Here is a 26,623-nt window from a genome sequence, read left to right as displayed (position 1 = left end):
GCCACGTTAGTCGCCCCGGGCGGAAACGCCGGAGTTGGATTCATCTGCGGTGTCCCCGGTGTCCCCGGAGCCGTCGGCCACGAAGCCGAACTTCTTCAGCCGCGCCCGGTCGGCCGCCGAGGACGAGGCCGTCAGCTTCAGCAGCTCCGAGTAGATGCCCCCGGAGGCGGCCAGCTCGTCCGGGGAGCCGATCTCGTCGACCTCGCCGCCGCGCAGGGTGACGATGACGTCGACGTCCGCGATCGTCGACAGGCGGTGCGCGATGATCAGCGTCGTGCGGTCCTTCATCAGTTCGTCGAGGCCGGCCTGCACGGCGCGCTCGGACTTGGTGTCCAGCGCGGAGGTCGCCTCGTCGAGGACGAGCACGGGCGCGTCCTTGAGCATTGCGCGGGCCACGGCCACGCGCTGCTTCTGTCCACCGGACAGGCGCAGGCCGCGCTCGCCGATGACGGTGTCGTAACCGTCCGGGAAGGCGGTGATGAAGTCGTGGGCGTTGGCACGTTTGGCCACATCGACGATCTCCTCGTCGGTGGCGCCGGGGCGGCCGTAGGCGATGTTCTCGCGCACTGTGCCGGAGAACAGCGCCGGCTCCTGGAAGACCACACCGACGCTCGCCCGCAGCTGCTCGGCCGTGAGCTCCGCCGCGTCGTGCCCGCAGACCAGCAGGCGGCCGTCGCTGATGGGGTACAGGCCCAGCAGGAGGTTGACCAGCGTGGACTTCCCGCCGCCGGACTCGCCGACGAGGGCCACCCGCTGGCTGCGCCGGGCCGTGACGGACACGTCGCGGAGGACCGGTTCGCCCTGTTCGTAGGCGAAGGAGACGTTCTCGAAGGCGATGACGGGGCGGCCGTCCACAGGGGTGAGCGGTTCGACGGCGCGGGTGTCGAGCTCCGGCACCCCGGTGGCGGCGGTCGCGGCGGTCAGCTGACGGTTGGCGGTGGGCTCGAACTCCTCCTCCATGACCAGGAAGTAGTCCTTGGAGCCGGCCATGGCGCGCTGGGCGGCGTCGACGATGAAGCTCATGGAGAACACCGGCTGTTTGGCCAGGTTAACCAGCTGCAGCAGCATCACCATGTCGCCCAGCGTGAAGTACCCGTTCAGGGTGCGCAGGAACAGCACCAGGTAGATGGCGAAGAAGATCAGGCTCAGCGCCGCCCCGCGCAGGGTGTCCATCGAGTGCCACCAGTTCGACTGCGGGCGGGTGATGTCCACCGTCCTGCCGTAGCGGCGGCCGAAGGCGGCCAGCTCGCGGACCTCGGCGGCGAAGGACTTGACCACCTTGACCTGGCCGATGACCTCGGCGAAGCGACCGTTGGCCTGGTCGACCTGACGGTTCTTGTCGCCCTCGAGACGCTGCCAGCGCTTGCTGGTCAGGGCCGTCAGCCACATGTAGATCGGGAACAGGGCGGCCAGCAGCACGGTCAGCGGCCAGTAGTACCAGGCGGTGATGGCCAGCACCGCCACCGCCGTGATGAGCATGGGGAAGAAGTTGTTGGAGAACGACTGCAGGAACTGCGTGATCGAGGTGATCGAGCGGTCCAGCCGGGCGATGACGGTGCCGGTGACCTGGTGGTCGAAGTAGCGCTGCGGCAGGGCCAGCAGCTTGGCGTAGTAGCGCGTGGACAGGATCTGGCGCATGCGGGCGGCCATCACGTCGCCGATGTAGCCGCCGACATTGCCCATCGCGTTGTTGGCCAGGTCCGCGATGAACAGGCCGGCGGCCAGCCACACGATGGTCATGGTCACCGACTCGGCGGTGACGTCACCGCTGACGGCGGCGACGATCGCGTCGGTGGCCTCCCGCAGGATGAACGGGGAGACCAGCGCCAGCGCGGCGACGGCCGTGGCGGCGAGGATGACACCGAGGTAGAACGGCCACAGCGCGGAGGCGCTGCGGAGGATTCGGACGAGTGACTTCACTGTGCTCTCTTCAGGTCGGAGGTCCGAGTGCGGGCGGGGGTGGCGGGCAAATGATTCATTATGCCACCGGGGCGGGGTTCGCCCGCGATCCGAGCGTATCGGCGGTACTCTATGGGACAGTCCAGCGTCGTCCACCGTCGAAAGGCAACACCGTGAAGTTGATCCGCGTCGGCGTCCCCGTGGCCGTGTCCGCGCTGCTCCTGGCGGGCTGCGGCGGAAACGGCAACGGTGACGTGGAGGAGACCATCTCGGTCACCACCTCCGAGACCCCCGTGGCCCAGCCCGATGAGGTCGATCCGGTCGAGGCGGAGAGCCTCTACGAGACCGTCGAGGATCCGGGACTGAACGTGGAGTGGACCTACCAGGGCGCGAACTACGGCACGAACGGCGGCACGGTGATCACGCTGGCGGTCAAGAACCTCAACGAGGAGCCCCTGCCCCCGGACGCCATCGAGCCGCCCACCCTGACCCGTTCCGACGGCATGGGCGGCACCGTCGACGTCGAGCTGATGGACGACGACACCTCCGGCATCACCAGCGGCCTCGACCTGCCGCTGGGTTCCCAGGCGATCACCAATGTCCGCTACGCCTTCGAGGACGGCCCCGGCCTGCTGTGGGACGCCGAGCTGCAGGTGGGCAACGTGATCTTCGCCGGCAACCTCAATATCTGATCCTCCCGGGAACCGGGTGGCGTCCGCGGCAGTCCAAGTACGGTGAGCACGCCTGCCGACCCCGTGTCGCACGTGCTCCGGGCCGCCGACAGCGGCCTGACCCGGACACCGAGGGGATCCGCCCATGCCCATCCGAACCATGCTGCTTCCGCTGCTGGCGGGGGTGGCCGCGCTGCTGCTCACCGCCTGCACCCCGCAGGGTGACGTCGTGCTTGACGACGCCCCCTCGGCAGGGGAATCACAGGTGGAGGTCGCGGAAACCGTGGAGGCGGCCGAGCCCGTGGTGGAGCTCGGGGAGTTCAACGCCGAGCACGACGAGTTCGTCGTGTTCGACCCGTGCACCGAGATACCTCGGGAGGTGCTGGATTCCGTGGGGCTCGGGGAGATGGTGTCGGAGCCGTTTTACAGTCCGATGAAGTCAGTGACCTGTTCTTATCCCGCGGCTTCGCAGGGTGCGAGGATGGAACTGCTGACGATGGCGGGGGATGTCGTCCCGAAGCAGCGGGTCCGGGACCTGGGGTTCATGATCTCGGAGGACGCAAACTCGGAGGTTCCTGGGGTCTATGTCCATCACATGGGGGAGGGGACGGAGAACGCATGTACTGCTGCGATTCACACCACCAAGGGACGATGGACAGTGGCATACACGTCGGGACGGCCAATTCCGAGCAGAGAAGACCTCTGTGGCGAAGCTATTGACTACCTGGAAGCGATCTACTTTCAACTGGGGGTACAAAATGGAAGTACAGCTTGATCCGGCTTCAATTCAAGGATCGATCACGCAACTCAAGTCGCTGCACACCAACGCCGCGACCACTGCCAAACAGGCGATCCAGTCACGACTCGACGGCAGCTACTCCGGAGTCTCCGGCCTGGACCAGCTCGGGGGTGGCCATGGGGGCGTGCTCACGGGAGGCGCCGGTTCGGCACTCACTGTCCTGAACTCCTACGCCGAGCAGATCGACTGGCTCGGCCAGGCACTCGGCGCGAGCTACCGCGCGCTCACCGGCCAGAACGCCTTCGTCGAGCGGGGCATGGAGATCGCGGACGAGGGCGGGGTCATCGGGGACGACGCCGTCTCGTTTCCGACCCGTCCGACGCCGCGCTTCGAGAACTTCAGTTTCACTCCGCCGATGATCACGCCGGCGCTGTCGATCAACCAGCTCTCCGCGGACTTCACCGCGACGAAGATCGCCGAGTCCGTGTTGGCCTCGGAGACGTGGAAGCAGTTGTCCGCGGACATCTCGTCCATCGCCCAGGGACTGCACTCGGTGTCGCAGGGCCTGGCCGGCAGCAACGGCGGCGACGTCATTGACGCGGCCGTCGAGAAGATCTCCGAGGTCGCTCAGGCGGGGGAGACGTTCGCGCAGAACTCCGCGGTCATGGGGCAGTCGGTGGAGAAGCTCGCGGCCATCAAGTCGCAGGGCGCCCACCAGGTCAACATGGCCCGGGTCGCGCTGGCCACCATCCAGGATCCGGTGGCCCGTGCGGCCGCCGAGCAGAGTTTCCTCGCGTCGTTCCCGGCCACGTTCACCCCGTCGGTGCTCACCGGCATGCCGCCGATCCGCAACCTCATGTCCATGGAGGGAGGTGCCGGGGGTGGTGGGGAAGTCGCCCTCGGGATGACGGACGTCGAGGGCACCGGGGACAAGCACGACGCCTCCGGACTGCGCGCCCCGGGTACAGGAGCCGTGACCGACGCGTTGGGGGCGCTGCGCCAGGCGGGCACGGCGGGGCAGTTCTCCGCCGTCGACAGCCGGACCGCCGACCTCGCGTCGGTGGGTGGGGCGGCCCCGGTACCGGAGGCGGCGTTGCGGCCGGGGGAGATCGCCACCTCCGCCGCCAACGCCGGGACTTCGCTGCCGAATATCTCCCCGCTCACCGGTGCCGGCGTCACAGGATCCGGGACCGGCCTGGGGACCGGCGCGGCCCCGGGAATCCCGGCGGGTGTCGGTATCGGCGGCTCGGGCACGGGCACCGGCGGCGCCGGTGGTGCCGGTGGTGCCGCCACCCCGGTCGTCGGCCCCATGGCCCCGATGGGCGCACGTTCCCCGCTGGGCGGGACCTCGGCGGCCGCCACGACGGGAATCGGGGCGGTGCCCGGCGCGCCGGTCGGACGCGCCGCCGCCCCGGGCATGCCCGTTTCCCCGGTGGGCCGTGGTGTGTCCGGTGGTGTTGCCGGCGCGGGTGTCGGCGCGGGCGTCGGTACCGGCGTCGGTGGCCGGGCCGGTGTGCCGGCGGCAGGCGGTGGTGTTCCGGGGGCCGTCCCGAATCCCGGGGCGGGCGCGGGGGCTTCCTCCCAGCCCGCCGCGGGTGCTGGCCCGCGGGGTGGTGTGGCGGGTACCGCTCCGGCGGGTGCGCGCGGGATGATGCCGATGATGGGTGCGCCGCTGGCGGGGGCCGGCCAGCAGTCGAAATCCGCGAAGGTGCGCACCGTGACGTCGACGGTGGAGGAGGACACCAATGTCGCCGCGCTGCTCGGCGACCGCGGGCCGGTTGTGCCCGGGGTGATCGGCGCCTGGGCCAGGGGATAGGCCCCGGCCCCGTCCCCCGCTAGGGTGGGGTCATGACTCACGATGTTGAACTGGTGGTCCTGGCCGATGAGCACGGCCGGCCCGCCGGCACCGCGCCGAAGGCCACCGTCCACACCGAGGACACTCCGCTGCACTTCGCCTTCTCCACGTTCCTGCTCGACGGGGACGGCCGCCTGCTCATGACCCGGCGGGCCCTGGGCAAGAAGACGTGGCCCGGGGTGTGGACCAACAGCTTCTGCGGCCACCCCGGCCCCGATGAGCCGAACGTCGACGCCATCCGCCGCCGCTCGGTTCAGGAACTCGGGTACGCGGAGGACGCGATCGTCGAGATCACCGAGGCCGTGCCCGATTTCCGCTACCGGGCCGTCGACTCCAGCGGCATCGTCGAGTGGGAGATCTGCCCCGTGTACATCGCGCGCCTCGCGCGGGGCGCGCAGCCGGACCCCAACCCGGAGGAGATTGAGGAACTGGCGTGGGTGGCACCCGGCGAGCTCATCGCCGCCGTGGACGCCGCCCCGTTCGCGTTCAGCCCCTGGCTGATCGAGGAGCTGGCGCGCCCCGAGCTACGCGCCGGCCTTGGCGCGTAGATACGGCAGGGCCCGCAGCGGCAGGTCGACCATGTCCGGGCGCTGCTCTGTCTCCCGGAGCACGTCCTGCACGATGCGGTCGATGCGAAGGGCGGTCAGCAGCGGGGAATCCTCGGAGTGGCCGTAGCCGTCGAAGAAGACCTCGGAGGTCTTTGTGAGCCAGGCGCGCTGGCCCTCGCTGGCGTGGTACAGCGAGTTGAGTACCCCCGCGACGTCGCGCAGCGGGGTGTCGGGGCGCCTGCGTTCGGCGAAGGGGAGACGGGCGTCGCCCTCGAAGTCGAGGAACAGCCAGTTCGTGTCGTCGTAGAGGGTCTGGCCCAGGTGCAGGTCGCCGTGGACGCGCTGGAGGTCGCACGGGCCGGTCAGACTGCGGTAGAACTCCCGGATCCAGTCGGCCTGCTGGTCCAGCTCGGAGTTGTGCCCGAGGAAACCGTCGAGCCTCTGCTCCAGTCCACCTGTCACGTCCTCCACCGGCACGGTGGTCGTGGGAAAGGCCATCGCCAGGCTGTCGTGGATCATCCGGAGGGTCTCGGCGAAGCGGTGGGTGACCCGGTAGGAGAACATCTGCGCCGCGGCGTGCTCGGCGGTGTGGTGGAACCCGTCGGCACCGTCCAGGAACCGCTGGACGGTCGCCAGGGTGTAGGTCTCGCCGTCGATGTCCGTGGTGACGTGGCCGAGCAGGTCGGGCACGAAGGCGCTCGGGATGGCGGAGAGCACCTCGACCTCCGGGTGCGGGCCCGGCTCGAGGTGGCGGTAGACCTTGACCACGACCCGGTCGCGGCCGGTGTCGTCGGCGTAGATCAGCAGGGTGTTGGCCCGGTCGCCGGGCAGGACCCGGCCGGTCAGTCCGGCGGGCATCTCCCCGTGGAGCGCCGCCGCGCCGGGCGGGTCGCCGGCGGCCAGGGCCTGACCGAAGACGGTGACGCCCGCGCCGGTGAGCTCGTTGCCCTCGGCGTCGAGAAGCACCTGAACGAGCCCGGTTCCGCCGGTGGAGGCGATGACGTGCTCGCCCCCGTCGAAGGGCGTGCGCGAGATGACGGTGATCTCGGGGTCCCCGGATACAGCGGCGTCGGGGGGCTGTCGGTCGGCCAGTATCTTCGTGAGCTGAGCTGTCACGGACACCCGCTCCTTCCTGCTCAGGGGTGGAATGCCTCCCTCACCATCCGGAGGGGGTCACTTATTGCGTTCATCTTATAGGTTGTTAGGTTCACGCGTTGAACAATTCTACCGGTGCCCGGGGAGTACTGTTCCCAGCCCGGCTCCTTCCCGCGCGCGAAGTCGGCGAGCCAGCCGTTGAGCAGCTCGGCCGTCGGACCCTCCTGCACGCCGAACAGGTAGGGGATCTCCGCGCAGTGCAGCGCGGGGCCGTGATCGGAGGTGAACTCCATCATCCAGGTGGGGCCCGGGGCCTCGTCGCCGGCCTGGGAGACCCAGCGGCGGTTGGCGGAGTCGCCGATGAGCCGGCCGGCCAGTCGCTCCGGGTCGATCTTACGGGCGGCGGCCAGCCAGTCGTCGACCGGGCCGCTCACCCCCATGGGGCGGGCCAGCAGCTTCACGGCCTGCGCGCTCAGCGGCGTACGGTCGATCTTCACCCCGGCGGGCATGTGGTAGAACTCGTCGCGCATGGAGGTCAGCACGAGCGGGACATCGGACAGTTGCGTGCCGTCGAAGGGGGCGGGGCCCAGCGCCATGTCCAGCCCGTGCCGGCTGCGGAAACGCCGGTAGCCGCGCTTGAGCTTCTCGGGCTCGATCGCCGAGAGCGCCTCGCGGGTCACCGGTTTGCCGAGCGCCCGGCGCAGCGAGGCTTTGCGGGCGGCGAAGTCGGCGCGCGGATAGCACGGTGAACTGGCGACGACGCGTCGGAAAGCCCCGCGGTAGTGGTCGCGGCGCATCAGCCACAGCGCGGTCGTCGCGCCGGCGGACTGGCCGTAGAGCGTGACGTTGGTGGGGTCGCCGCCGAAGGCCTCGATATTGCGCTGCACCCACTCCAGGCCCAGCTGGCAGTCGTCGATGCCGCGGTAGCGGTCGGGCTCGTCGTCGTGGAAGCGGGCGAAGCCCGCCAGCCCGACGCGGTAGCCGAGCTGGACGGTGACCACGCCGCGGGAGGCGTTGGCGCGGCCGTCGGCACGCGGGTCCTCGTGGGTGCCGTACTCGAAGCGTCCGCCGTGGATGTAGACGATCACGGGCAGGTCGTCGTCCGGGCGCGCTCCGGCCGGCGTCGTCACGGACAGCGCGATGTCCTTCGGGCGCGGGCTGGTGGCGTCGATGGTGGCGGGGCGGGCGCGGCCGGCGTCGGCGAAGTCGCCCGGAATTTCGGAGTAGGGGATGGAGTGGAAACGCCGGACCGTGCCGTCGTCCAGGCCGGTGATCGTGCCGGCGGGGCAGGTGAGCGTGACGTGGGCTTCCGGGACCATGGCGATAACGCTACCAACTACCATGGGATTCCATGACTGTGAAGAACCCGTTGCTGACCCCCTCGCCGCTGCCGTACGAGCTCCCGCCGTTCGCCGACATCCGGCTCGAGCACGTGCCCCCGGCCTTCGACGCCGCGCTCGACGAGCACAACGCGGAGATCGCCGCCATCGTCGACGCCGCCGAGCCGACGTGGGGCAACACCGTCGAAGCACTCGAGGCCTCCGGGCAGACGCTCAAGCGGGTGGCCGCCTGGTTCTTCAACCTGCAGGGCACCGACTCGAACGAGGAGATGGACGCCGTGGCCGCCGACATCGTGCCGCGGCTGTCCGCCCACACCGACGCGATCTACCAGAACGCGCAGCTCTACGCCCGCATCCGCGACGTCTCCGTCCCCGACGACGCCGAGTCGGCCCGCCTGCACTCCTGGCTGCTGCGCCGCTTCGAGCGCCGCGGTGCCGCCCTGGATGAGGCGGGTAAGGCGCGGCTGTCCGAACTCAACCAGCGGCTGTCGGTGCTGAGCGAGCAGTTCGGCCGCAACCTGCTGGCCGACACGAGGCAGCTGGCCGTGCGCTTCGATGACGCCGAGGAGCTCGCCGGCCTGTCGACCTCGCGCGTTGAGGCGGCCGCCGCCTACGCTGCCGAGACCGGCACGGACGGGTGGGTCCTTCCCATCGAGCTGCCCACCGTGCAGTCCGACCAGGCGGTACTCGAGGACCCGGCCGCCCGCGCCCGGCTGTACGAGGCCTCGCAGGCCCGCGGCACCGGGACCAACGTGCCCGTGCTGCTGGAGGCGGTGCGCCTGCGCGCGGAGCGGGCCCGCCTGCTCGGCTACGACACCCACGCCGACTACGTCATCGCCGAGGAGACCGCCGGTGACGCATCCGCCGCCCGCGACCTGCTCTTCGACCTGGCTCCGGCGGCCTCGGCGAACGCGGCGGCCGAGCGCAAGCTGGCCGGGGAGCTGGCCGACGTACCGGTGGAGGGCGCTGACTGGCCCTACTGGGAGTCGAAGCTCCGCGAACGCGACCTCAACCTCGACGAGGACGAGCTGCGCAGGTACTTCCCGCTGGACCAGGTGCTCGTCGACGGCGTGTTCTTCGCCGCCCGGCGCCTGTACGGCATCGACGTGGTGCGGTGTCCCGATCTGGCGGGGTACCACGACGACGTCGACGTGTGGGAGGTGCTCGACGCCGACGGCACCGGCCTGGGCCTGCTGCTGACCGATTACTTCGCCCGGCCCTCGAAGCGCGGCGGGGCGTGGATGAGCACCTTCGTCGACCAGTCGCGGCTGCTGGGCAAGCGCCCCGTGGTGGTCAACGTCCTGGGCATCGCCAAGCCGGTCGACGGCTCCCAGCCGCTGCTGAGCATGGACCAGGTGACCACCCTGTTCCACGAGTTCGGCCACGGACTGCACGGCCTGCTCTCCGATGTGCGCTACCCCTCGTTCTCCGGCACCTCCGTGCCGCGCGACTGGGTGGAGTTCCCCTCCCAGATCAACGAGAACTGGGCCTTCGACCCGGCCGTGGTGCGCAACTTCGCCCGCCACGTGGACACCGGTGAGGTCATCCCGGATGAGCTGCTCGACGCGGTCGTCGAGGCACGCCAGTTCGGCCAGGGCTTCGCCACCTCCGAGTACCTCGCCGCCGCGATCATCGACCTGGCCTGGCACTCACTGACCCCGGAGGAGGCTGAGGCGGTGGGCGTGTCGCTCGACGCGATCCACGCGTTCGAGGAGCGCGCGCTTTCCGAGGCGGGCCTGGACGTCGAGGAGCTGGCCCCGCGCTACCGCTCGACCTACTTCAACCACATCTTCGCCGGCGGCTACTCGGCCGGCTACTACTCCTACCTGTGGGCCGAGGCCCTGGACGCCGACGGCTTCGACTGGTTCACCGAGACCGGTGCCGCCGGCGCCGCGGGATCGGATGAGGCGGCACGCAGGGCGGGGGAGAAGTTCCGTGGGCTGGTGCTGTCCAAGGGCGCGTCGGTGGAGTACGGCGAGGCCTTCGAGCGGCTGCGCGGCCGGGCCAAGGACGTCGGCCCGCTGCTGCGCCGCCGCGGCCTGGCCGGGGCGGACGTGCGCTGACCGATGATCACGGACGTCCTCAATTCGATCACGCAGTTCGTGACCTCGGCCTCCCTGTGGCTGCAGGTGCCGCTGGTGATGCTCGTGGCCCTGCCCCTGGCCGCGGTCTTCGCCGGGTTGCTGCTGCGGGCCGTCGACGGCACCGCCCATGCGTGGACGCGGTTCTGGGCGCAGACCGGGGCGTCGGGGTCGGCTGAGGATTCTGATTCCCCCGGAACCGGGAAGTAGACTCACAGGCACATCCACCCCGCCCTTGAGAAGAGATCAGGAATCGATGGCCAATCCCGAGGAACTGCGCAAGGAAGACCAGAAGCTGCCGAAGCGTAAGCGCAAGTACCCGCAGTCGCGCGTCACGCAGGCGCTGTGGGTTCTCATCGCCATCGTCGTGATCGCCTGGCTGGTCTCGCTGATCTAGGGACCGGCTTGAGCGCAGTCCCGGTTTTCTGCGGTGTCTGCGGTGTCGAAGGCACCTCGTCGAAAGCACTTCGTCGAAAGGGGATCTCGTTTCGACCAAGCGAGTCGAAACGAGATCCCCTTTCGACGACGCGGTCTCGACGATCAGTGGCAGCGTTAGCCGGCAGCCGATTCGCGGACCGGTAAGCGATCCGGGGAGCTCTTCAGCTTGGCGCTGACCAGGTCAAGGAACTCGCATGAACCATCAGCTCGCGAATGCATGTGCCGGTATCCGACTCGGATGACGACGTACCCGAGATTCTGCAGAATCTTTTCGCGGTCGCGCTCGTCCTTGATGATTTCCGCCACCTTGCCGTAGGTCTCGTCGTCGTATTTCACCTCGCCGTCAATCTCGATGATCAGCCACCCGTTGATGAGAAGGTCGACCTCAAAGTACTGGCCGTAGGGGCCGTAGTAGATTCTCGCTTGCGGTCGGATGCTCCTGATCTCGGACAAGCCCGCCTGGAGCAGGAGAAAACGGGCGAGGGTTTCGGGAACGCTTCCGGAATTGGGGATGGACAGATGCAGTGCCTCACGAACCCGGGAGATACCGCGGTACGAGAATTTACCGAGGAGACCGGTCTCGAGTTGTTCGAGGGTGAGACCGGACCATCTCCGACGTACCGAATCGAGCGCGACCACCCCATCCAGAACACCGTGGAAGCGGGCGATGTCGGCGACCGTCCGCAGGATCCGGGTGGTTCTCATCCCGTGTTCTTCTGTCAGCTGAGTGGCGGGAAGGTAGGTCGAACGGTAGATCACGCCCTCAGGCCAGAACCTTTTCGCCACCGGTTTCTTTCCGTCAAGCAGCTGCAGATCCACCAGCGGATCGGTGCCCAGAATTTCGATCTCCTGCAGACGTGCCGCTGCCCGCCCTGAGATCACGGCCCGGTCCACGGTCAGAGCCACAGCGGCGGCCCTGGCGGTCGCCTTGTCCCAGGTGGGCAGCGCAGCAAAACGTTCCGCGTTCATGCTGATCTCGTCCGTCAACTTGATGAACTCCCCCGAATGCAGGCGCTCCAAGAGGTCGACCTCCGAGATCCTGACTTTACGCAGCTCCACCAATCCAAAATGTTTCCCCCAGTTCTTCATGCGGTCAGTGTGCACGACCGGGGCCTGATCCGCGCGTGAGCGGCCGCGGGAACCCCACCGTCTGTGGATAACGCAATGTTCTCCACAGGGGAGGAGAACGGCCGGTTGTAGCGGAGCCTCTACCTCGTAGATACTGAGGCTTTTGGCTTTACGTCGAGATCACGTTGTCGAAAGGGGATCTGATCTCGACCAATCGGGTCGAAACCAGATCCCCTTTCGACGACGTGATCTCGACCTGGGCCCGGGACCGCACCCGAACCGGACCAACCAGACCAATCCGGCCAGAAACCCAGGATCCCAGAAATCTAGTGCCGCCGCGACGCCTCCGCGATCTTCCGGAACAGCTCATTGCCGGCCAGGTCCTCGATGAGCACCGGCTCGCCGGAACCGTCGCACAGGGGCACGCACCAGTTGGGGTACTGCTCGTTGTTGGTGCCCGGCTGGTTCTGGGCGCGGACGTCGCCGACCATGTCCACCAGCGCGGTGCAGCTCAGGGCGGAGGGGGTGCCGGAGATGAAGCGGTGCATGCCGGCCATCAGTTCGCCCACGGGACCGCGCTCGTCACGCGCCAGCCCCTCGAAATCGCGCTCAGCCAACCCGGTACCGGAAAATTCGCCGGCCTCGCGCACCCGGTTGAGGATCTGCGCCTGCCAGGCCCGGTCCCCGCGGTGCTCTTCCTCCGGATCGGTGGTGAGCACGCCGAGGCGTTCACGCAGGTCGATGTGCTCGCCGGCCAGGTACCCGGCGGTCGGCGGGAGATCATGGGTGGTCACGGACGACAACGCCAGCTTCCGGTACTCCTCCTGCTTGCGCGGGCCCTCCACCGACGGGGAGGACTCGAACCACAGGACCGAGGTGCCCATCACGCCGCGCTCGGCCAGCACGTCCTGCACCCACGGCTCGAAGGTGCCCAGATCCTCACCGATGACCACGGCACCGGCCCGCTCCGCCTCCAGCGCCAGCACCCCGACGAGCGCCTCGTGGTCAAAGTTCACGTAGGTGCCGGTGGTCGGCGACTGCATCCGCGGGATGAAGTACAGGCGGAACAGGCCCAGGATGTGGTCGACGCGGATGCCGCCGGAGTGGCGCAGCACGGTGGCCAGCAGATCCCGCCACGGGCGGTAGCCGGCCTCCGCGAGCTTGCGCGGGTTCCACGGCGGCTGGGACCAGTCCTGGCCCTGCTGGTTGTAGCCGTCCGGCGGGGCTCCCACGGACGCGTCGGGGGCCAGCCACGGCGCGAGGTTGTGGGCGTCGGCGCCCCCCGGGTGCACGCCGACGGCCAGGTCGGCCATGATGCCGATCGACATCCCGGCGTCCCGGGCCCGCTGCTGGGCGGCGGCGAGCTGCTCGTCGCAGAGGAACTGCAGCCACATGTAGAACTCAGCCAGCTCGTCGAGATCCGGGGACACGGCGTGGGCCCGCTGGGCGTGGACCTGGTCGAGCTCGCGCCGGGCGCACCAGTCGGCGAAGTCCTGCAGGCCCTGGCCCTCGCGGTCCTTGTACGCGCGGAAGGCGTCCTCGCGCTTCCCGGACCCGCGCAGGTTGAACAGCTCGTGCAGGACCTGGAGCTTGCCGTCGTAGACGGGGTTGCGCTCGAGGAAGTCCGGGGTGCGGTTGAGCTCGCGCAGCTCGGAGGCCAGCTCCTCGACGTCCTCGCGGACGGAGGCGTCGAGCAGGTCGTACTCGGGCAGGTCCTCGATGCGCAGGTAGATCGGGTTGATGAACCGCCGGGTGGTCGGCAGGTAGGGCGAGTCCTCCACGGGCGGGACGGGTTCGGCCGCGTGCATGGGATTGACCAGCAGGTAGTCCGCGCCGGCCTCCCTGGCCAGGGTCTCGGCGAGCAGGCCCATGTCGTGGAAGTCGCCGATGCCCCAGGAGTCCTCGGAGCGCACCGAGTAGATCTGGGCCATCACGCCGGCGGCCGGCTCGGCCAGATACTTGTCCGTGGTGGACAGCCGCGCCGGGGTGATGATCAGCGTGGCCTCGGCGTGCCGGTCATTCGACTGCAGCACGATGGTGTGCCAGCCCTGGGGCAGGTCACCCGGGATGCGGAAGGTCGCCTCGCCCCAGGAAATGCCGTCCACCTCCACGGGCGTGGTCCAGTTGTCCTCCTGGGTGACCTCGCGGCGGGAACCGTCCTCGAGGAGCAGGTGGACGTCGGCCGGGTCACCGTGGTGGACGTGGACGTCGAAGGTCGGTCGCGCCCCCTCGACCGCGACGACGGTCGGTGGCAGCGGGCGGGAGGCCTCGGCCTCGTGGAGCGCGGTCAGCGCCGCGCGGACCTCGGCCTCGTCGGGGGCGTCGCCAAGCGGCACGTCGAGCGCGCGCAGAATCTTCAGCAGTGTGTCCTCTGCGACGGTCTTCTCCTTGCCGTCACTGGCGACATAGCTTGTGGCGACGCCGTGGGCGTCGGCGAGTTCTCTCAGCACGTCCTGGTAAGTCACAAGTCCATATCCTGCCATCACCGGCGGGCTTTCGCCGCGGGAATTCCGGAACCAACCGCCACGTCGCGTCAGCGGATCCTCCGGACGGGCGGTACCGTTATGAGGAAACCGTCATGTTTTGCGCCCTGACCCGCCCCACGACTGAGAGGATCGCCCCCCGTGCAGGAGTACACCACCCCGGCCGAGTTTGAACTGCGCGCCGAAGACAACTGCCTGTCCGCCCTGCTCGCGACCGCCCGGTCCCGCCCGCACGGGGTGCTGTTCACCCGCCCGGCCAACTACGAGTGGATCAACGTCACCGCCCAGGAGTTCCGCGACGAGATCTACGAGGTGGCCAAGGGGCTGATCGCCATGGGGGTGGAACCCGGGGACCGGGTCGCGCTGCTGTCGGCCACCCGCTACGAGTGGTCGCTGCTGGACTTCGCCATCTGGGCCACGGGGGCGGCGAGCGTGCCGATCTACCCGTCGTCCTCGCTGACCCAGATCCAGTGGATCATCGAGGACTCCGGCGCCGTGCTGGCGCTCAGTGAGACCCGCGAGCACACCAGCCAGATGGAGCACCTGGTGCTGCAGCCCGACGGCACCCCGCAGCTGGCCGGCTCGCCGTCGCGGCTGCGCCGCATCCTGGAGATCAACTCCTCGGCGGTGGAGACCCTCAAGTTCGAGGGCCGCGCCATCGACGACGCCGAGGTCGACCGCCGCATCGCCGGCATCCGGCACGAGGACCTGGCCAGCCTCGTCTACACCTCCGGCACCACGGGCAAGCCCAAGGGCTGCATCCTCACCCACCGCAACTGGATCCACCAGATCCGCGCGCTGCTGACCCACCCCATCGGTGCCATCGCGGTGCCGGGCACCCGCATCCTGACCTACCTGCCCATGGCGCACGTGCTGGCGCGCGCGGTGTCCCTGGCCGTGGTCATCGGCGGGGCGACCCAGTCGCACTGGTCGGACGTGTCCACCCTGACCGTGGAGTTCCAGCGCACCCGCCCGCACATGATCCTGGGCGTGCCGCGCGTGTTCGAGAAGGTGCGCAACGCCGCCGCGAACAAGGCCGCCGACGGTGGCCCCCTGAAGGCCAAGATCTTCGAGCGCGCGGAGAAGACCGCCGTCGAGTACTCGAAGGCGCTCGACACCCCGGACGGTCCGTCGAGGGTGCTCGCCGCCAGGCGCCGGCTCTATGACCGGCTGGTCTACTCCAAGCTCAAGTCGGCCGTGGGTGGGGCGGTGAAGTACTGCATCACGGGTGGTTCCGCCATGAGTCCGGAGCTGCGCCACTTCTTCCGCGGAGTGGGCCTGCCGGTCTACGAGGGCTACGGCCTGACCGAGACCTGCGCGGCCGCGGCGGTCGACTTCACCGACGTCAGGATCGGCACCGTGGGCCAGCCGCTGGGCGGCTACTCCGCGAAGATCAACGACGCCGGCGAGATCTGCATCCGCGGCGAGGGGGTGTTCGCCGGTTACTGGAACAACCCGGAGGCCACCGCCGAGGCGCTGGATGTGGGGGGCTGGTTCAACACCGGCGACCTCGGCGAGATCGACGAGACCGGCCACATCATCATCACCGGACGCAAGAAGGACCTGATCGTCACCGCCGGCGGCAAGAACGTCTCGCCCGCCCCGCTGGAGGAGAAGCTGGCCTCCCACCCGCTGATCTCCCAGGCGCTGGTGGTCGGCGACGGCAAGCCCTTCATCGGCGCGCTGGTGACCCTCGACGAGGACAGCCTCCTGCGCTGGCGGCTCGACCACAACATCCCGGAGAATCGTTCCGTCAGGGAGCTGGCGCACGACCCGGCCCTGCGCGCGGAGATCCAGGACGCGGTCAACCTCGCCAACTCCACGGTCTCGCACACCGAGGGCATCAAGCGCTTCCGCATCCTCGACCACGACCTGACCGAGGAGGAGGGGGAGATCACCCCGACCATGAAGGTCAAGCGCAACGTCGTCTTCCGCCGCTACGCCGATGACATCGAGGAGATCTACCAGCGCTAGAACTTCTCCGGCGCGTCGGACTGAAACGCCGCGGAAACTACCCTAGAGTCAGCAGGCGTTGGCTAAACTCTCAACCTCAACTTCAGACTTGTCCGCCCGTCGAAAGGAGCAGCCCAGCATGCACAAGATCGCGGCCGAGCTGCGCCACCGGGAACTCACGCAGGAGATCTACAACATCGGCGACGAGGTGGCCGAGTACATCGAGCACCTCATCGAGTCGATCGCCGACTGGGATCCCGAGCTGGCCCGGGAGTGCCTCGAGGAGTTCTCCGAGATCATCGAGGACGCCCGCGCCGACTCCCGCCGCGCCGTCGGCGAGCTGCTCGGCCTGCGCCAGGCCCTGACCTCCGGCGTGCGCGCCGGCACCCTCAGCGCCTCCGCCAGCCCCGGTAACCAGCTGCCGGAACCTGAGCTTCTCGACGCCCGGGCGCTGGAGGCCGCGCACCCCATCTCCAGCTCGCCGATCGTCGTGCGCGAACTGGCCGCCGCGCTCAACGGGCGCACCGAGAACGTGACCGAGCACCTCGAGGGGCTCGTCGACTGGGTCCTCGACCAGACCGAGGCCGTGGCCCACCACCTCGACGCCGTGTCCCTGCCGCACCTCTACGCGCGCGTCGGCAGGCACGTCACCGCGGCGGCCGAGGGGTGGCTGCACACCGTCGCCGACGCCCACCCCGTCTACGCGCGCACCATGCGCGGGGCGAATCCGCCGGCGTTCCTCGTCGAGCGCGCGCGTGTCGACGCCGTCGTGGCCCGGGTGGCCGCCAAGCGTGCGAGGGATCGGGGCGCGGCCAGCTAGACCGGGCGGCTCCGCGGACGACGTGATTCTGATTGCGTGATCCTGATATCGGGGAACGCGGATCCCCGGCTGAGCCGCCCACTTCTGGACCGCTCGGCCGCCAGCTAGACTGGGCGGGATATGACTACCCCCTTCGGCGTCTACGTGCACGTCCCCTTCTGCGCCACCCGCTGCGGCTACTGCGACTTCAACACCTACACCCCCGGCGAACTGGGCACCTCGGCCTCGCCCGAGTCCTACCTCGACGCCCTGGAACGCGAACTGGAGCTCGCCGTGGCGCGGGTGGGGGAGCGTCCGGCCGAGACCGTGTTCATCGGCGGCGGCACCCCCTCACTGCTGGGCGCGGATGGCCTGGGGCGGGTGCTCTCGGCCGTGCGCAACACCTTCGGGCTGGCCCCGGGCGCGGAGATCACCACCGAATCCAACCCCGAGTCCACCTCGCCCGAGTTCTTCGCGGGGCTGCTGGACGCGGGCTACAACCGCATCTCGCTGGGCATGCAGTCCGCCTCGGCCGGGGTGCTGCGCGTGCTGGAGCGGGCCCACACCCCGGGCCGGCCCGTGGAGGCCGCCCGTGAGGCCAAGGCGGCCGGCTTCGGGCACGTCAACCTGGACATGATCTACGGCACGCCCACCGAGACCGACGACGACGTGCGTAAGACATTGGACGCGGTGATCGGCGCCGGCGTGGACCACGTCTCCGCCTACTCCCTGATCGTGGAGGACGGCACCGCCATGGCCCGCAAGGTCCGCCGCGGCGAATTGCCCGCTCCCGACGAGGACGTCTACGCCTCCCGCTTCGAGCTGATCGACGCCCGCCTGCGCGGCGAGGGGTTCGACTGGTACGAGGTCTCCAACTGGGCGAAGCCGGGGGGCGAGTGCCGCCACAACCACATCTACTGGACCGACGGCGACTGGTGGGGAGCCGGCCCCGGCGCCCACTCCCACCTCGGTGACCAGCGCTTCTACCACGTCAAGCACCCGGCGCGGTACTCGTCGATGATCGCGGCCGACGAGCTGCCCATCAAGGACGTGGAGCACCTGACCGACGAGGACCACCACACCGAGCGGATCATGCTCGGCATGCGCCTGCGCGAGGGCGTGCCCACGGCGTGGTTCCGTGCCGGTGCGCGGCCGGTGATCGAGGGGTTCATCGGCCGCGGACTGCTCGAGACCGCCGGCGACCGCCTGCGGCTGACCGATTCCGGCCGGCTGCTGGCCGACGGCATGGTCGCCGACATCCTGGTGGCCGAGGAGGGCTAGGGGAATCCGGTCAGGTCCATTCCCCCGGGCCTGGCTGGCGGGGTCGACCTGGTCAGGTGGCTCCCGCCAACCCGAGCTCGGGTGCGGGATTCTCTGCAAGGTCGAAAGCACATCGTCGAAAGGGGATCTCGTTTCGACTCGCTTGGTCGAAACGAGATCCCCTTTCGACGATGTGGTCTCGACGATCAGCGGCAGCGTCGGCCGGCAGTCGATTCCCGGCCGGCCCACCCACCGGATCCGCACCCCGCGACCTGGTTGACAACCGGGGTTAGACTGGAGATCTAGCAATCGAAGGAGGGGAGTGCCAACCATGGCCGGATCGACCGACCAGCGCCGCGATGAGGTCCTGCGCGCCATCGTCGCCGACTACATCGCCTCCCAGGAACCCGTCGGCTCGAAGGCGCTGCTCGAGCGCCACCACCTCAACGTCTCCTCGGCCACCATCCGCAACGACATGGCCGTCCTCGAGTCCGAGGGCTATATCGTCCAGCAGCACGCCAGCTCGGGCCGCATCCCCACGGAGAAGGGGTACCGCCAGTTCGTCGACTCCATCCACGACATCAAGCCGCTGTCGACCGCCGAGCGGCGCGCCATCGTGGGCTTCCTCGAGGAGGGCGTGGACCTGGAGGACGTCCTGCGGCGTTCGGTCCAGCTGCTGGCCCAGCTCACCCGCCAGGCGGCCGTCGTCCAGCTGCCCACCCTCAAGGTCTCGCGCGTCAAGCACTGCGAGGTCGTCCCGCTGAGCCCGGTGCGCCTGCTGCTCGTGCTGATCACGGACACCGGCCGCGTGGACCAGCGCAACGTGGAGCTGGAGGAACCGCTGGACCCGGAACAGGTGCTCCAGCTGCGCGACCTGCTCAACGACGCGCTCGTCGGCAAGACCCTGACCGACGCCTCGACCTCCCTGGCGGAGCTGCCGGAGCACGCGCCGGCGGAACTGCGCACCGCGGCCCTGTTCGCGGCGACCACGCTGATCGAGACCCTGGTCGACCAGCCCTCGGACCGCCTCATCCTCGCGGGCACCTCGAACCTGACCCGCATCTCCCGGGACTTCCCGGTCGGCCTGCCCCTGCTCATCGAGGCGCTCGAGGAGCAGGTGGTGGTGCTCAAGCTCCTGGCGAACGTGCCGGACCTGGGCAACGTGAGCGTGCTCATCGGCGAGGAGAACGAGAACGAGGAGCTGCATTCGGCGTCGATCGTCACCACCGCGTACGGTTCGGACGGGGCGGCCCTCGGCGGGTTGGGCGTGGTCGGCCCGACGTTCATGGACTACCCGGGGACGATCTCGAAGGTCTCGGCCGTCGCCCGGTATGTCAGCCGGGTACTGTCCGGCGAGTAGACTGATGCGACGCCAAGACGCGCAAGACGGCAGCTCGACCGCGTCGCAACGACCGTTTAACTGACACTGAACTCTGAATTAGGAAGTACTGTTTAATCGTGGCTCGTGACTATTACGGCATTCTGGGTGTGGATCGCTCCGCCTCCGATCAGGAGATCAAGAAGGCCTACCGCAAGCTGGCCCGCAAATATCACCCGGATGTGAACCCCTCTGAGGAGGCCGCCGAGAAGTTCCGCGAGGTCTCCGTGGCCCACGAGGTGCTCACGGACCCGGAGAAGCGCCGCATCGTCGACATGGGCGGCGATCCGATGGAGCAGGCCACCGGTGGCCCGGGTGGCTTCGGTGGCTTCGGCGGCGGTGGCCTCGGCGATATCTTCGAGGCCTTCTTCGGTGGTTCCGGTGGGCCCTCCTCCCGGGGCCCGCGTTCGCGCGTCCAGCCGGGCAATGACGCCCTGTTGCGCGTCGCCGTCACCCTCGAGGAGGCGTATTCCGGGGCGAAGAAGGACATCACCGTCGACACCGCCGTGGTCTGCGACCACTGTGAGGGCAGCGGCTCGGAGTCGAAGGCCGCGCCCGTCACCTGTGACAACTGTGGGGGCGCGGGCGAGGTGCAGGAGGTCCAGCGTTCTTTCCTGGGCAACGTCCTGACCACCCGCCCCTGCCCGAAGTGCTCCGGTTTCGGCGAGGTCATCACCGATCCCTGCAAGAAGTGCGGCGGCGATGGCCGCGTGAAGAAGCGCCGCGACCTGGTGGTCAACATCCCGGCGGGCATCAACGACGGCATGCGCATCCGCATGGCCGGGCAGGGTGAGGTCGGCCACGGCGGTGGTCCCGCCGGCGACCTCTACGTGGAGATCGTCACCCGTCCGCACAAGGTCTTCGTCCGCGACGGCGACAACCTGCACCTGACCGTCCGGGTGCCGATGATCGACGCCGCCCTGGGCACCACCTTCACCGTGGACAACCTCGCCGGCGAGGAGCTGACCCTCGAGGTCGAGGCCGGCACCCAGCCCGGTGAGGAGATCCGTCTGAGCGGCGCCGGCATGCCGCGTCTGCGCGCGGAGGGCAACGGCGACCTCATCGCGCACGTCGATGTCACCGTGCCCACCGAGCTCGACGGCCACACCCGTGAGCTGCTGGAGAAGATCCGCGATCACCGCGGCGAGGACACGGCCGTCAACGAGGAGGGCGAGGGCACCGGCTTCTTCTCCCGCCTGCGCGACCGCTTCGGGCTCTGAGGCCATGAGTCTCCCGGTCTTCCTTCACGACGGCCCCTTCGAGGACACCGTCGAACTCGGCGGCGCGGAGGCCCGCCACGCCGTCACCGTCAAGCGCGTCCAACCGGGCGAGCATCTGCTGCTGGTCGACGGCCGCGGCACCTGGGCCGAGGTCGAGGTCACCGCGACCTCGGGCAAGGAGCGGCTGAGCGCGGAGGTCATCACGCACGGGATCACACCGGAGCCCACGCCGCGGGTCACGGTCGTGCAGGCGCTGCCGAAGTCGGAGCGCTCCGAGCTGGCCGTCGACCTGGCCACCCAGGCCGGGGCCGATGCGATCATCCCGTGGCAGTCCGAGCGCACCATCGCCAGGTGGACCGGGCCGAAGGTGGCCAAGGGTGTCGCGAAGTGGGAGGCCGCAGCCCTGGCCGCGGCGAAGCAGTCGCGGCGCACCCGCATTCCCGTCATCGGCCAGCCGGTGAGCACGAATGAGCTCGCCGGGCTGATCGCGGGGGAGACCGCGCTCATCCTGCACGAGGACTCGGCCACCCCGCTGCGCGAGGTCGACCTCACCGGGGTGGGTAGCCTGTACCTGATCGTCGGGCCCGAGGGCGGCATCGGCGAGGACGAGGTCGCCCGGCTGCGGGAGGCCGGTGCCCGGCCCGTGCGGCTCGGCCCGGAGGTGCTGCGGACGGCGAGCGCCGCGATGGTGGCGCTGTCCGCACTCGGAGTGCTCACTTCCCGCTGGTAGAGTTTGATGCATCACAACCGAGCAGGAAAGCAGGCGCTCTTCTCCGTGGCAGCACAACCAACTCCCGAGGTCGTCACCAGGACCGTCGAACTCGACGCGGCCCACGCCAACGTGGTCCTCGGCACCAACGACGACAACCTCCGCGTGCTCGACAACCAGATCGACGCCGACGTCTTCGCCCGCGGGCACGTGGTGCGGTTGACCGGGCCGGACCACGAGGTCGCCCGGGGCGTGAAGGTGCTCGAGGAGCTCGAGTCCATCGCCCGCCGCGGGCACGTGATCTCCCCGGACTCGGTCAAGCACGCCGTCTCGATCGTCACGGTCGAGGCCCCGCAGTCCGTGTCGCAGGTGCTCGCCTCCGACATCATCGCCCGCCGCGGCAGGGCCATCCGCCCCAAGACCCTGGGCCAGAAGCGCTACGTCGACGCCATCGACGACAGCACCATCGTCTTCGGCCTCGGCCCCGCCGGTTCCGGCAAGACCTACCTGGCGGTGGCCAAGGCGGTGCAGGCGCTGCAGTCCAAGCAGGTCTCGCGCATCATCCTCACCCGCCCGGCCGTCGAGGCGGGCGAGAAGCTGGGCTTCCTGCCCGGCACGCTGAACGAGAAGATCGACCCCTACCTGCGCCCGCTGTATGACGCCCTGCGTGACATGATCGACCCGGAGATGATCCCGAAGCTCATGGAGGCGGGCATCATCGAGGTCGCCCCGCTGGCCTACATGCGCGGGCGCACGCTCAACGACGCCTTCGTCATTCTCGACGAGGCCCAGAACACCACCCCGGCGCAGATGAAGATGTTCCTCACCCGCCTGGGATTCGGCTCGCAGATGGTGGTCACCGGCGACATCACCCAGGTGGACCTGCCCGGCGGGCAGAAGTCCGGCCTGCGGCTGGTCCGCCACATCCTCCGCGGCGTCGAGGGCGTGCACTTCGAGGAATTCGGCAGCCAGGACGTCGTCCGGCACGCGCTGGTCGGGCGCATCGTCGACGCCTACGAGGCCTACGATGAGCGCATGGAACGTGCTGAGCAACAGCGGAGGGAGAACTGAGTGAGCATCGAGGTCTTCAACGAAGCCGGTTACGGGGGCGTCAACGAGGAGATGCTCATCGACGTCGCGTCGTTCGCGCTCGGGGAGCTGGACATCCACCCCGACGCCGAGGCCAGCATCCACATCGTCGACCAGCCCACCATCGCCGACCTGCATGTGCGCTGGCTCGACCTGGAGGGACCCACCGACGTGATGACCTTCCCCATGGACGAGCTGGCGCCCGGCGGGGGCGGGCGTCCCGACGCCGCGGTGCCCGGGCCCTCCATGCTCGGCGACATCGTGCTCTGCCCCGAATTCGCCGCCCGGCAGGCCGAGGCCGCCGGGCATGGCCTGGACCACGAGCTGGCGCTGCTGACCGTCCACGGCTGCCTGCACCTGCTCGGCTACGACCACGCCACCCCCGCCGAGGAACGCGAGATGTTCGGCCTGCAGAACGAGCTGCTGGCCGACTGGTACGACGACGTCGCCAAGCGGGGCATCCGGTACCAGCCCAAGCCCACCGGCCCGCAGGCCTTCCCGACGGCCGCCGACCGGCTGGCCCTCGACGAGATCGTGCCCGGCGGCGGCCTCCCCGCCGTCGGTGAACCCCAGAAGCCCCGAAGTCCCCGGGAGGACGAGTCCTAGATGGACGTGGAGATAGTACTCCTCTGCACTGCCACTGTTCTTGCGCTGTTTGCCTCCGGCCTGCTGGACTCCATCGAGTCCGCGGTCAGCGCCATCTCGCGCGCCCGCGTCGAGGGGATGGTCAAGGACGACGTCTCCGGCGCCCGCAACCTGCTCAAGGTGCTGGACCGGCGGGCCGACCACATCAACCTGCTGGTCCTGCTGCGGACCCTGCTCAGCGCCACGGCCACCGTCTTCGCCGCGGCCCTGGCGATCGAGTTCCTCGATTCCACGGGCTGGGCGTTCGCCGTGGCCATCCTCGGCGTCACCCTGGTCAGCTACGCCGTGGTCGGCCTCTTCGGCCGCACCATGGGACGCAAGAACCCCTACTCGGTCTCCCTGCGCTCGGCGATGGTGCTGTCCACCCTGACCCGTATCCTCGGCCCGGTGGCCCGGCTGCTGATCTGGCTGGGCAACCTCATCGCCCCCGGCTCCGGCTTCCGGGACGGGCCCTACGCCACCGAGGTCGAGCTCCGCGAGATGGTCGACATCGCGCAGGAGCACGGCATCGTCGAGGTGGAGGAGCGGCGGATGATCCAGTCCGTCTTCGACCTCGCCTCCACCACCGCGCGCCAGGTGATGGTGCCCCGTCCCGAGATGATCTGGATCGAGGCCGACAAGCACGCCGGCCAGGCCACCAGCCTGTGCGTGCGCTCCGGTCACTCCCGCATCCCGGTGGTCGGCGAGAACATCGACGACATCGTCGGCGTGATCTACCTCAAGGACCTGGTCCACCGGACCTACCACCGCACCGACGGCGGCCGCGGCGTGCGGGTCTCCGAGGTCATGCGCCCGCCGACCTTCGTGCCCGACTCCAAGAACCTCGACGCCATGCTGCACGAGATGCAGCGCGACCACACGCACCTGGCCATGCTCGTCGACGAGTACGGGGGCATCGCCGGGCTGATCACCATGGAGGACATCCTCGAGGAGATCGTGGGCGAGATCGCCGACGAGTACGACGCCCGCGAGGTCGCCCCCGTGGAACAGATCGGGCAGCGCACCTACCGGGTGGTCTCGCGCCTGTCCCTGGAGGACCTGGGCAAGCACGTCCACGACCACCTGGACACCGACCTCGAGTTCACCGAGGAGATCCAGGACCAGGTGGACACCGTCGCCGGCCTCATCGCCTACGAGATGGGGCGCGTTCCCCTGCCCGGCACCGCCGTGGAGTCCTGCGGGCTGAAACTCGTGGCCGAGGGCGGCAACGACCGCCGCGGCCGCATCCGCGTGCGCTCCGTGCTGGTGGAGGTCCTCGACCCCGCGCTGGCCGAGGGCGAGGAACTGGTCGGGGAGTTCACGGACTAGGTTTCCGAGGATCCGGTGGGGTTTTGGGGCCTGCCGAGGGGAAGTGTATTTTCCCACAGTGGTTGACACTTCATCAACTTCTGACCTCGGGAAACGCAGACCGGCGCGCCGGAAAATGCACCTGCCGCCCAGCGCGGAGGACGCGCGCCGGCACCAGGAGCCGGAATGGGGGAGGAGATCCCGCATCCGCCCCGTTCCCAGCAACCACCTACCCCAGACGATCCCCCCCACCCCCGGATTGAATGAATTTCTGCCCGGAATTTTTTCCCGCGCCGGTGGAACAAGCACTATGGAGACCGTGAACATCCTCTCCATCCAGTCCTCCGTCGCCTACGGCCACGTCGGTAACTCCGCCGCGGTATTCCCCCTCCAGCGTCTGGGTCACGAGGTGTGGCCCGTCTACACCGTCAACTACTCCAACCACACCGGCTACGGCTCCTGGCGCGGCCCAATGATTCCGGCCGAGGACGTCGCGGACATCATCCGCGGCATCGAGGAGCGCGGCATGCTCGGCGAGGTCGACGCCGTGCTCTCCGGCTACCAGGGCGGATCCGATATCGCGGATGTGATCATCGACGCCGTCGCCCGCGTCAAGGCCGCCAACCCGAAGGCCGTGTACTCCTGCGACCCGGTGATGGGCAACGCGAAGTCCGGCTGCCACGTCGCCGACGCCATCCCGCCGCTGCTGCGCGACCGCGTCGTCCCGGTGGCCGACATCATCAGCCCGAACCAGTTCGAGCTGGGCTACCTCACCGGCATGGAGGCCACCGACCTGGACTCCACGCTCAAGGCCGTGGAGGCCGCCCGGCGGATGGGTCCGTCCACCGTGCTGGTCACCTCCGTGGAGCGCCCCGACCGCCCCGAGGGCACGATCGAGATGCTCGCCGTCAACGACTCCGGTGCCTGGCTCGTCCAGACCCCGCACCTGCCGTTCAAGCGCAACGGCTCCGGCGACGTCACCACCGCACTGTTCACCGGCCACTACGTCTCCACGGGTGATGCCGCCGACGCCCTGGCGCGCACCGCCTCGAGCGTGTTCGACCTGGTGGAGAACACCTACCGGGCCGATTCCCGTGAGCTGCGGCTGATCGAGTCCCAGGAGGCGTACGCGAACCCGCGGATGCAGTTCCAGGTCAACAAGCTCTGAGATGAACATCCTGTCCATCCAGTCCGCGGTGGCCTACGGGCACGTGGGCAACGCTGGCGCGGTGTTCCCCCTGCAGCGACTGGGGCATGAGGTGTGGCCGGTCCACACGGTCAACTTCTCCAACCACACCGCCTACGACACGGTCCGGGGCCGGGAATTCTCGGCCGCCCAGGTCGCCGACGTCATCCTCGGCATCGAGGAACTCGGCGTGTTCGGCGAGATCGACGTCGTGCTCTCCGGCTACCAGGGCGGCCACGAGATCGCCGAGGTCATCACGGACACCGTCGCCCGGGTCAGGCAGGTCAACCCGAACGCCGTGTACTCCTGTGATCCGGTGATGGGCAACGCCGTCTTCGGTCGCTTCGTCGCCGAGGAGATCCCGGAGCTCATGCGCTCCCTGGTGGTGCCGGCCGCGGACATCCTCACCCCCAACCAGTGGGAACTCGGGGTGCTCACCGGCCGGCAGGGCACCGATCTGGCGACCACCCTCGCGGCCGTGGAGTCGTTGCGGCAGGCCGGCCCGCGGGCCGTGCTGGTTACCTCGGTGCAGCGGCCCGATCGCCCGGCGGGCACCGTGGAGATGCTGGCCGTCGACGACCGCGGGGCCTGGATCGTGCGCACCCCGCACGTGCCGCGCAAGTTCGTGGGCACCGGGGACGTGGCCGCCGCCCTGTTCACCGGCCACTACGTGTCGAACGGCGACGCCGCCGACGCCCTGGCCCGCACCGCCTCCAGCATGTTCGACCTCATCACGGCCACCGACGAGGCGGGCTCCGAGGAGCTGAAGCTGGTGGAGAGCCAGGAATACTACGTGCGGCCCCGGATGCAGTTCGAGGTCGAGCGGGTGTAGGGGTGCGGGTTTCCTGTTCGTCGAGTTCACGTCGTCGAAAGGGGATCT

General features: G+C 69.2%; 23 protein-coding genes. 18 read left to right on the top strand and 5 right to left on the bottom strand.

Annotated elements, in window-relative coordinates:
* Window positions 1-6: 6 nt before the first annotated feature.
* Window positions 7-1,920, bottom strand: a complete 1,914-nt coding sequence (locus A605_RS10635; protein ID WP_015401517.1) for an ABC transporter ATP-binding protein — start codon at window positions 1,918-1,920, stop codon at window positions 7-9.
* A 152-nt stretch (window positions 1,921-2,072) separates the two neighbouring features.
* On the opposite strand from A605_RS10635, the gene A605_RS10630 reads away from it, so the two are divergent.
* From A605_RS10630 to idi, 4 genes are all read left to right on the top strand, one after another.
* On the top strand, window positions 2,073-2,591 hold the full coding sequence (locus tag A605_RS10630) for a hypothetical protein (protein ID WP_015401516.1): 519 nt from the start codon (window positions 2,073-2,075) through the stop codon (window positions 2,589-2,591).
* A 124-nt stretch (window positions 2,592-2,715) separates the two neighbouring features.
* Window positions 2,716-3,345 carry a DUF3558 domain-containing protein gene (locus A605_RS10625; protein WP_015401515.1) on the top strand — a complete coding sequence of 210 codons (630 nt, stop codon included), beginning with the start codon at window positions 2,716-2,718 and terminating at the stop codon, window positions 3,343-3,345.
* Window positions 3,329-5,125, top strand: a complete 1,797-nt coding sequence (locus tag A605_RS10620) for a hypothetical protein (RefSeq protein ID WP_027004295.1) — start codon at window positions 3,329-3,331, stop codon at window positions 5,123-5,125. Before A605_RS10625 ends, A605_RS10620 begins: the two co-directional genes overlap by 17 nt.
* Before the next feature lie 32 nt (window positions 5,126-5,157).
* On the top strand, window positions 5,158-5,712 hold the full coding sequence (gene idi / locus A605_RS10615) for an isopentenyl-diphosphate Delta-isomerase (RefSeq protein WP_015401513.1): 555 nt from the start codon (window positions 5,158-5,160) through the stop codon (window positions 5,710-5,712).
* Here idi and A605_RS10610 read toward each other — a convergent pair.
* Window positions 5,689-6,828: a phosphotransferase gene (locus tag A605_RS10610; RefSeq protein ID WP_149029426.1), complete on the bottom strand. Its 1,140-nt coding sequence runs from the start codon at window positions 6,826-6,828 to the stop codon at window positions 5,689-5,691. The genes idi and A605_RS10610 overlap by 24 nt on opposite strands.
* Before the next feature lie 20 nt (window positions 6,829-6,848).
* Complete coding sequence (locus A605_RS10605) at window positions 6,849-8,126, bottom strand: carboxylesterase family protein (RefSeq protein ID WP_015401511.1); 1,278 nt, start codon at window positions 8,124-8,126, stop codon at window positions 6,849-6,851.
* A gap of 32 nt (window positions 8,127-8,158) precedes the next feature.
* On the opposite strand from A605_RS10605, the gene A605_RS10600 reads away from it, so the two are divergent.
* The 3 genes from A605_RS10600 to A605_RS15655 are packed head-to-tail and all read left to right on the top strand — an operon-like array spanning window position 8,159 to window position 10,625.
* Window positions 8,159-10,210, top strand: coding sequence for a M3 family metallopeptidase (locus A605_RS10600; protein WP_015401510.1), 2,052 nt, complete (start codon window positions 8,159-8,161; stop codon window positions 10,208-10,210).
* Between the two features lie 3 nt (window positions 10,211-10,213).
* Window positions 10,214-10,438, top strand: coding sequence for a hypothetical protein (locus A605_RS15590; RefSeq protein ID WP_015401509.1), 225 nt, complete (start codon window positions 10,214-10,216; stop codon window positions 10,436-10,438).
* Between the two features lie 46 nt (window positions 10,439-10,484).
* The gene (locus A605_RS15655; RefSeq protein ID WP_015401508.1) at window positions 10,485-10,625 is read left to right on the top strand and encodes a hypothetical protein; all 141 of its coding nucleotides are present in this window, start codon (window positions 10,485-10,487) and stop codon (window positions 10,623-10,625) included.
* A 155-nt stretch (window positions 10,626-10,780) separates the two neighbouring features.
* On the opposite strand, the gene A605_RS10585 is transcribed toward A605_RS15655, so the two are convergent.
* Both A605_RS10585 and malQ read right to left on the bottom strand, forming a co-directional pair.
* Window positions 10,781-11,755, bottom strand: a complete 975-nt coding sequence (locus A605_RS10585) for a PDDEXK family nuclease (RefSeq protein ID WP_027004296.1) — start codon at window positions 11,753-11,755, stop codon at window positions 10,781-10,783.
* 305 nt (window positions 11,756-12,060) lie between these two features.
* Entirely contained in the window at window positions 12,061-14,199 is a 2,139-nt protein-coding gene (gene malQ, locus A605_RS10580) for a 4-alpha-glucanotransferase (RefSeq protein ID WP_015401506.1), read from the bottom strand.
* A 159-nt stretch (window positions 14,200-14,358) separates the two neighbouring features.
* Here malQ and A605_RS10575 point away from each other — a divergent pair, with 159 nt between their 5' ends.
* The 11 genes from A605_RS10575 to pdxY (A605_RS10525) all read left to right on the top strand — a co-directional run bounded on the left by A605_RS10575 (window position 14,359) and on the right by pdxY (A605_RS10525) (window position 26,575).
* Window positions 14,359-16,191 (top strand): AMP-dependent synthetase/ligase, encoded by a 1,833-nt coding sequence (locus A605_RS10575; RefSeq protein WP_015401505.1) that lies wholly within the window; start codon window positions 14,359-14,361, stop codon window positions 16,189-16,191.
* A 118-nt stretch (window positions 16,192-16,309) separates the two neighbouring features.
* A complete protein-coding gene (locus tag A605_RS10570; RefSeq protein WP_015401504.1) occupies window positions 16,310-16,990 on the top strand; it encodes a hypothetical protein in 681 nt (226 codons plus the stop codon).
* 120 nt (window positions 16,991-17,110) lie between these two features.
* Entirely contained in the window at window positions 17,111-18,250 is a 1,140-nt protein-coding gene (gene hemW, locus A605_RS10565) for a radical SAM family heme chaperone HemW (protein ID WP_015401503.1), read from the top strand.
* Between the two features lie 310 nt (window positions 18,251-18,560).
* Window positions 18,561-19,589 (top strand): heat-inducible transcriptional repressor HrcA, encoded by a 1,029-nt coding sequence (gene hrcA, locus A605_RS10560; protein WP_015401502.1) that lies wholly within the window; start codon window positions 18,561-18,563, stop codon window positions 19,587-19,589.
* Window positions 19,590-19,687: 98 nt separating this feature from the next.
* Entirely contained in the window at window positions 19,688-20,827 is a 1,140-nt protein-coding gene (gene dnaJ, locus A605_RS10555) for a molecular chaperone DnaJ (protein ID WP_015401501.1), read from the top strand.
* 4 nt (window positions 20,828-20,831) lie between these two features.
* Entirely contained in the window at window positions 20,832-21,557 is a 726-nt protein-coding gene (locus A605_RS10550) for a 16S rRNA (uracil(1498)-N(3))-methyltransferase (protein ID WP_015401500.1), read from the top strand.
* Between the two features lie 45 nt (window positions 21,558-21,602).
* Window positions 21,603-22,607: a PhoH family protein gene (locus tag A605_RS10545; protein ID WP_015401499.1), complete on the top strand. Its 1,005-nt coding sequence runs from the start codon at window positions 21,603-21,605 to the stop codon at window positions 22,605-22,607.
* Window positions 22,608-23,231 carry an rRNA maturation RNase YbeY gene (gene ybeY / locus A605_RS10540; RefSeq protein WP_015401498.1) on the top strand — a complete coding sequence of 208 codons (624 nt, stop codon included), beginning with the start codon at window positions 22,608-22,610 and terminating at the stop codon, window positions 23,229-23,231.
* Window positions 23,232-24,578, top strand: coding sequence for a hemolysin family protein (locus A605_RS10535; protein WP_015401497.1), 1,347 nt, complete (start codon window positions 23,232-23,234; stop codon window positions 24,576-24,578).
* A 298-nt stretch (window positions 24,579-24,876) separates the two neighbouring features.
* Entirely contained in the window at window positions 24,877-25,725 is an 849-nt protein-coding gene (pdxY, locus tag A605_RS10530) for a pyridoxal kinase PdxY (protein WP_015401496.1), read from the top strand.
* 1 nt (window position 25,726) lies between these two features.
* Window positions 25,727-26,575, top strand: a complete 849-nt coding sequence (pdxY, locus tag A605_RS10525; protein ID WP_015401495.1) for a pyridoxal kinase PdxY — start codon at window positions 25,727-25,729, stop codon at window positions 26,573-26,575.
* Window positions 26,576-26,623: the final 48 nt, after the last annotated feature.

This window comes from Corynebacterium halotolerans YIM 70093 = DSM 44683 (assembly GCF_000341345.1).
Classification (GTDB): domain Bacteria; phylum Actinomycetota; class Actinomycetes; order Mycobacteriales; family Mycobacteriaceae; genus Corynebacterium; species Corynebacterium halotolerans.
This window is presented reverse-complemented; position numbering and strand designations above follow the sequence as displayed.

Excerpts from the sequence above, each read along its gene's own strand:
- A605_RS10625 (WP_015401515.1), top strand. The coding sequence starts at position 2,716 with ATGCCCATCCGAACCATGCTGCTTCCGCTGCTGGCGGGGGTGGCCGCG.
- pdxY (WP_015401495.1), top strand. The coding sequence starts at position 25,727 with ATGAACATCCTGTCCATCCAGTCCGCGGTGGCCTACGGGCACGTGGGC.
- idi (WP_015401513.1), top strand. The coding sequence starts at position 5,158 with ATGACTCACGATGTTGAACTGGTGGTCCTGGCCGATGAGCACGGCCGG.
- A605_RS10535 (WP_015401497.1), top strand. The coding sequence starts at position 23,232 with ATGGACGTGGAGATAGTACTCCTCTGCACTGCCACTGTTCTTGCGCTG.
- A605_RS10605 (WP_015401511.1), bottom strand. The coding sequence starts at position 8,126 with ATGGTCCCGGAAGCCCACGTCACGCTCACCTGCCCCGCCGGCACGATC.
- A605_RS10550 (WP_015401500.1), top strand. The coding sequence starts at position 20,832 with ATGAGTCTCCCGGTCTTCCTTCACGACGGCCCCTTCGAGGACACCGTC.
- A605_RS15655 (WP_015401508.1), top strand. The coding sequence starts at position 10,485 with ATGGCCAATCCCGAGGAACTGCGCAAGGAAGACCAGAAGCTGCCGAAG.
- A605_RS10600 (WP_015401510.1), top strand. The coding sequence starts at position 8,159 with ATGACTGTGAAGAACCCGTTGCTGACCCCCTCGCCGCTGCCGTACGAG.
- hrcA (WP_015401502.1), top strand. The coding sequence starts at position 18,561 with ATGGCCGGATCGACCGACCAGCGCCGCGATGAGGTCCTGCGCGCCATC.
- A605_RS10620 (WP_027004295.1), top strand. The coding sequence starts at position 3,329 with ATGGAAGTACAGCTTGATCCGGCTTCAATTCAAGGATCGATCACGCAA.
- A605_RS15590 (WP_015401509.1), top strand. The coding sequence starts at position 10,214 with ATGATCACGGACGTCCTCAATTCGATCACGCAGTTCGTGACCTCGGCC.
- A605_RS10585 (WP_027004296.1), bottom strand. The coding sequence starts at position 11,755 with ATGAAGAACTGGGGGAAACATTTTGGATTGGTGGAGCTGCGTAAAGTC.
- A605_RS10570 (WP_015401504.1), top strand. The coding sequence starts at position 16,310 with ATGCACAAGATCGCGGCCGAGCTGCGCCACCGGGAACTCACGCAGGAG.
- hemW (WP_015401503.1), top strand. The coding sequence starts at position 17,111 with ATGACTACCCCCTTCGGCGTCTACGTGCACGTCCCCTTCTGCGCCACC.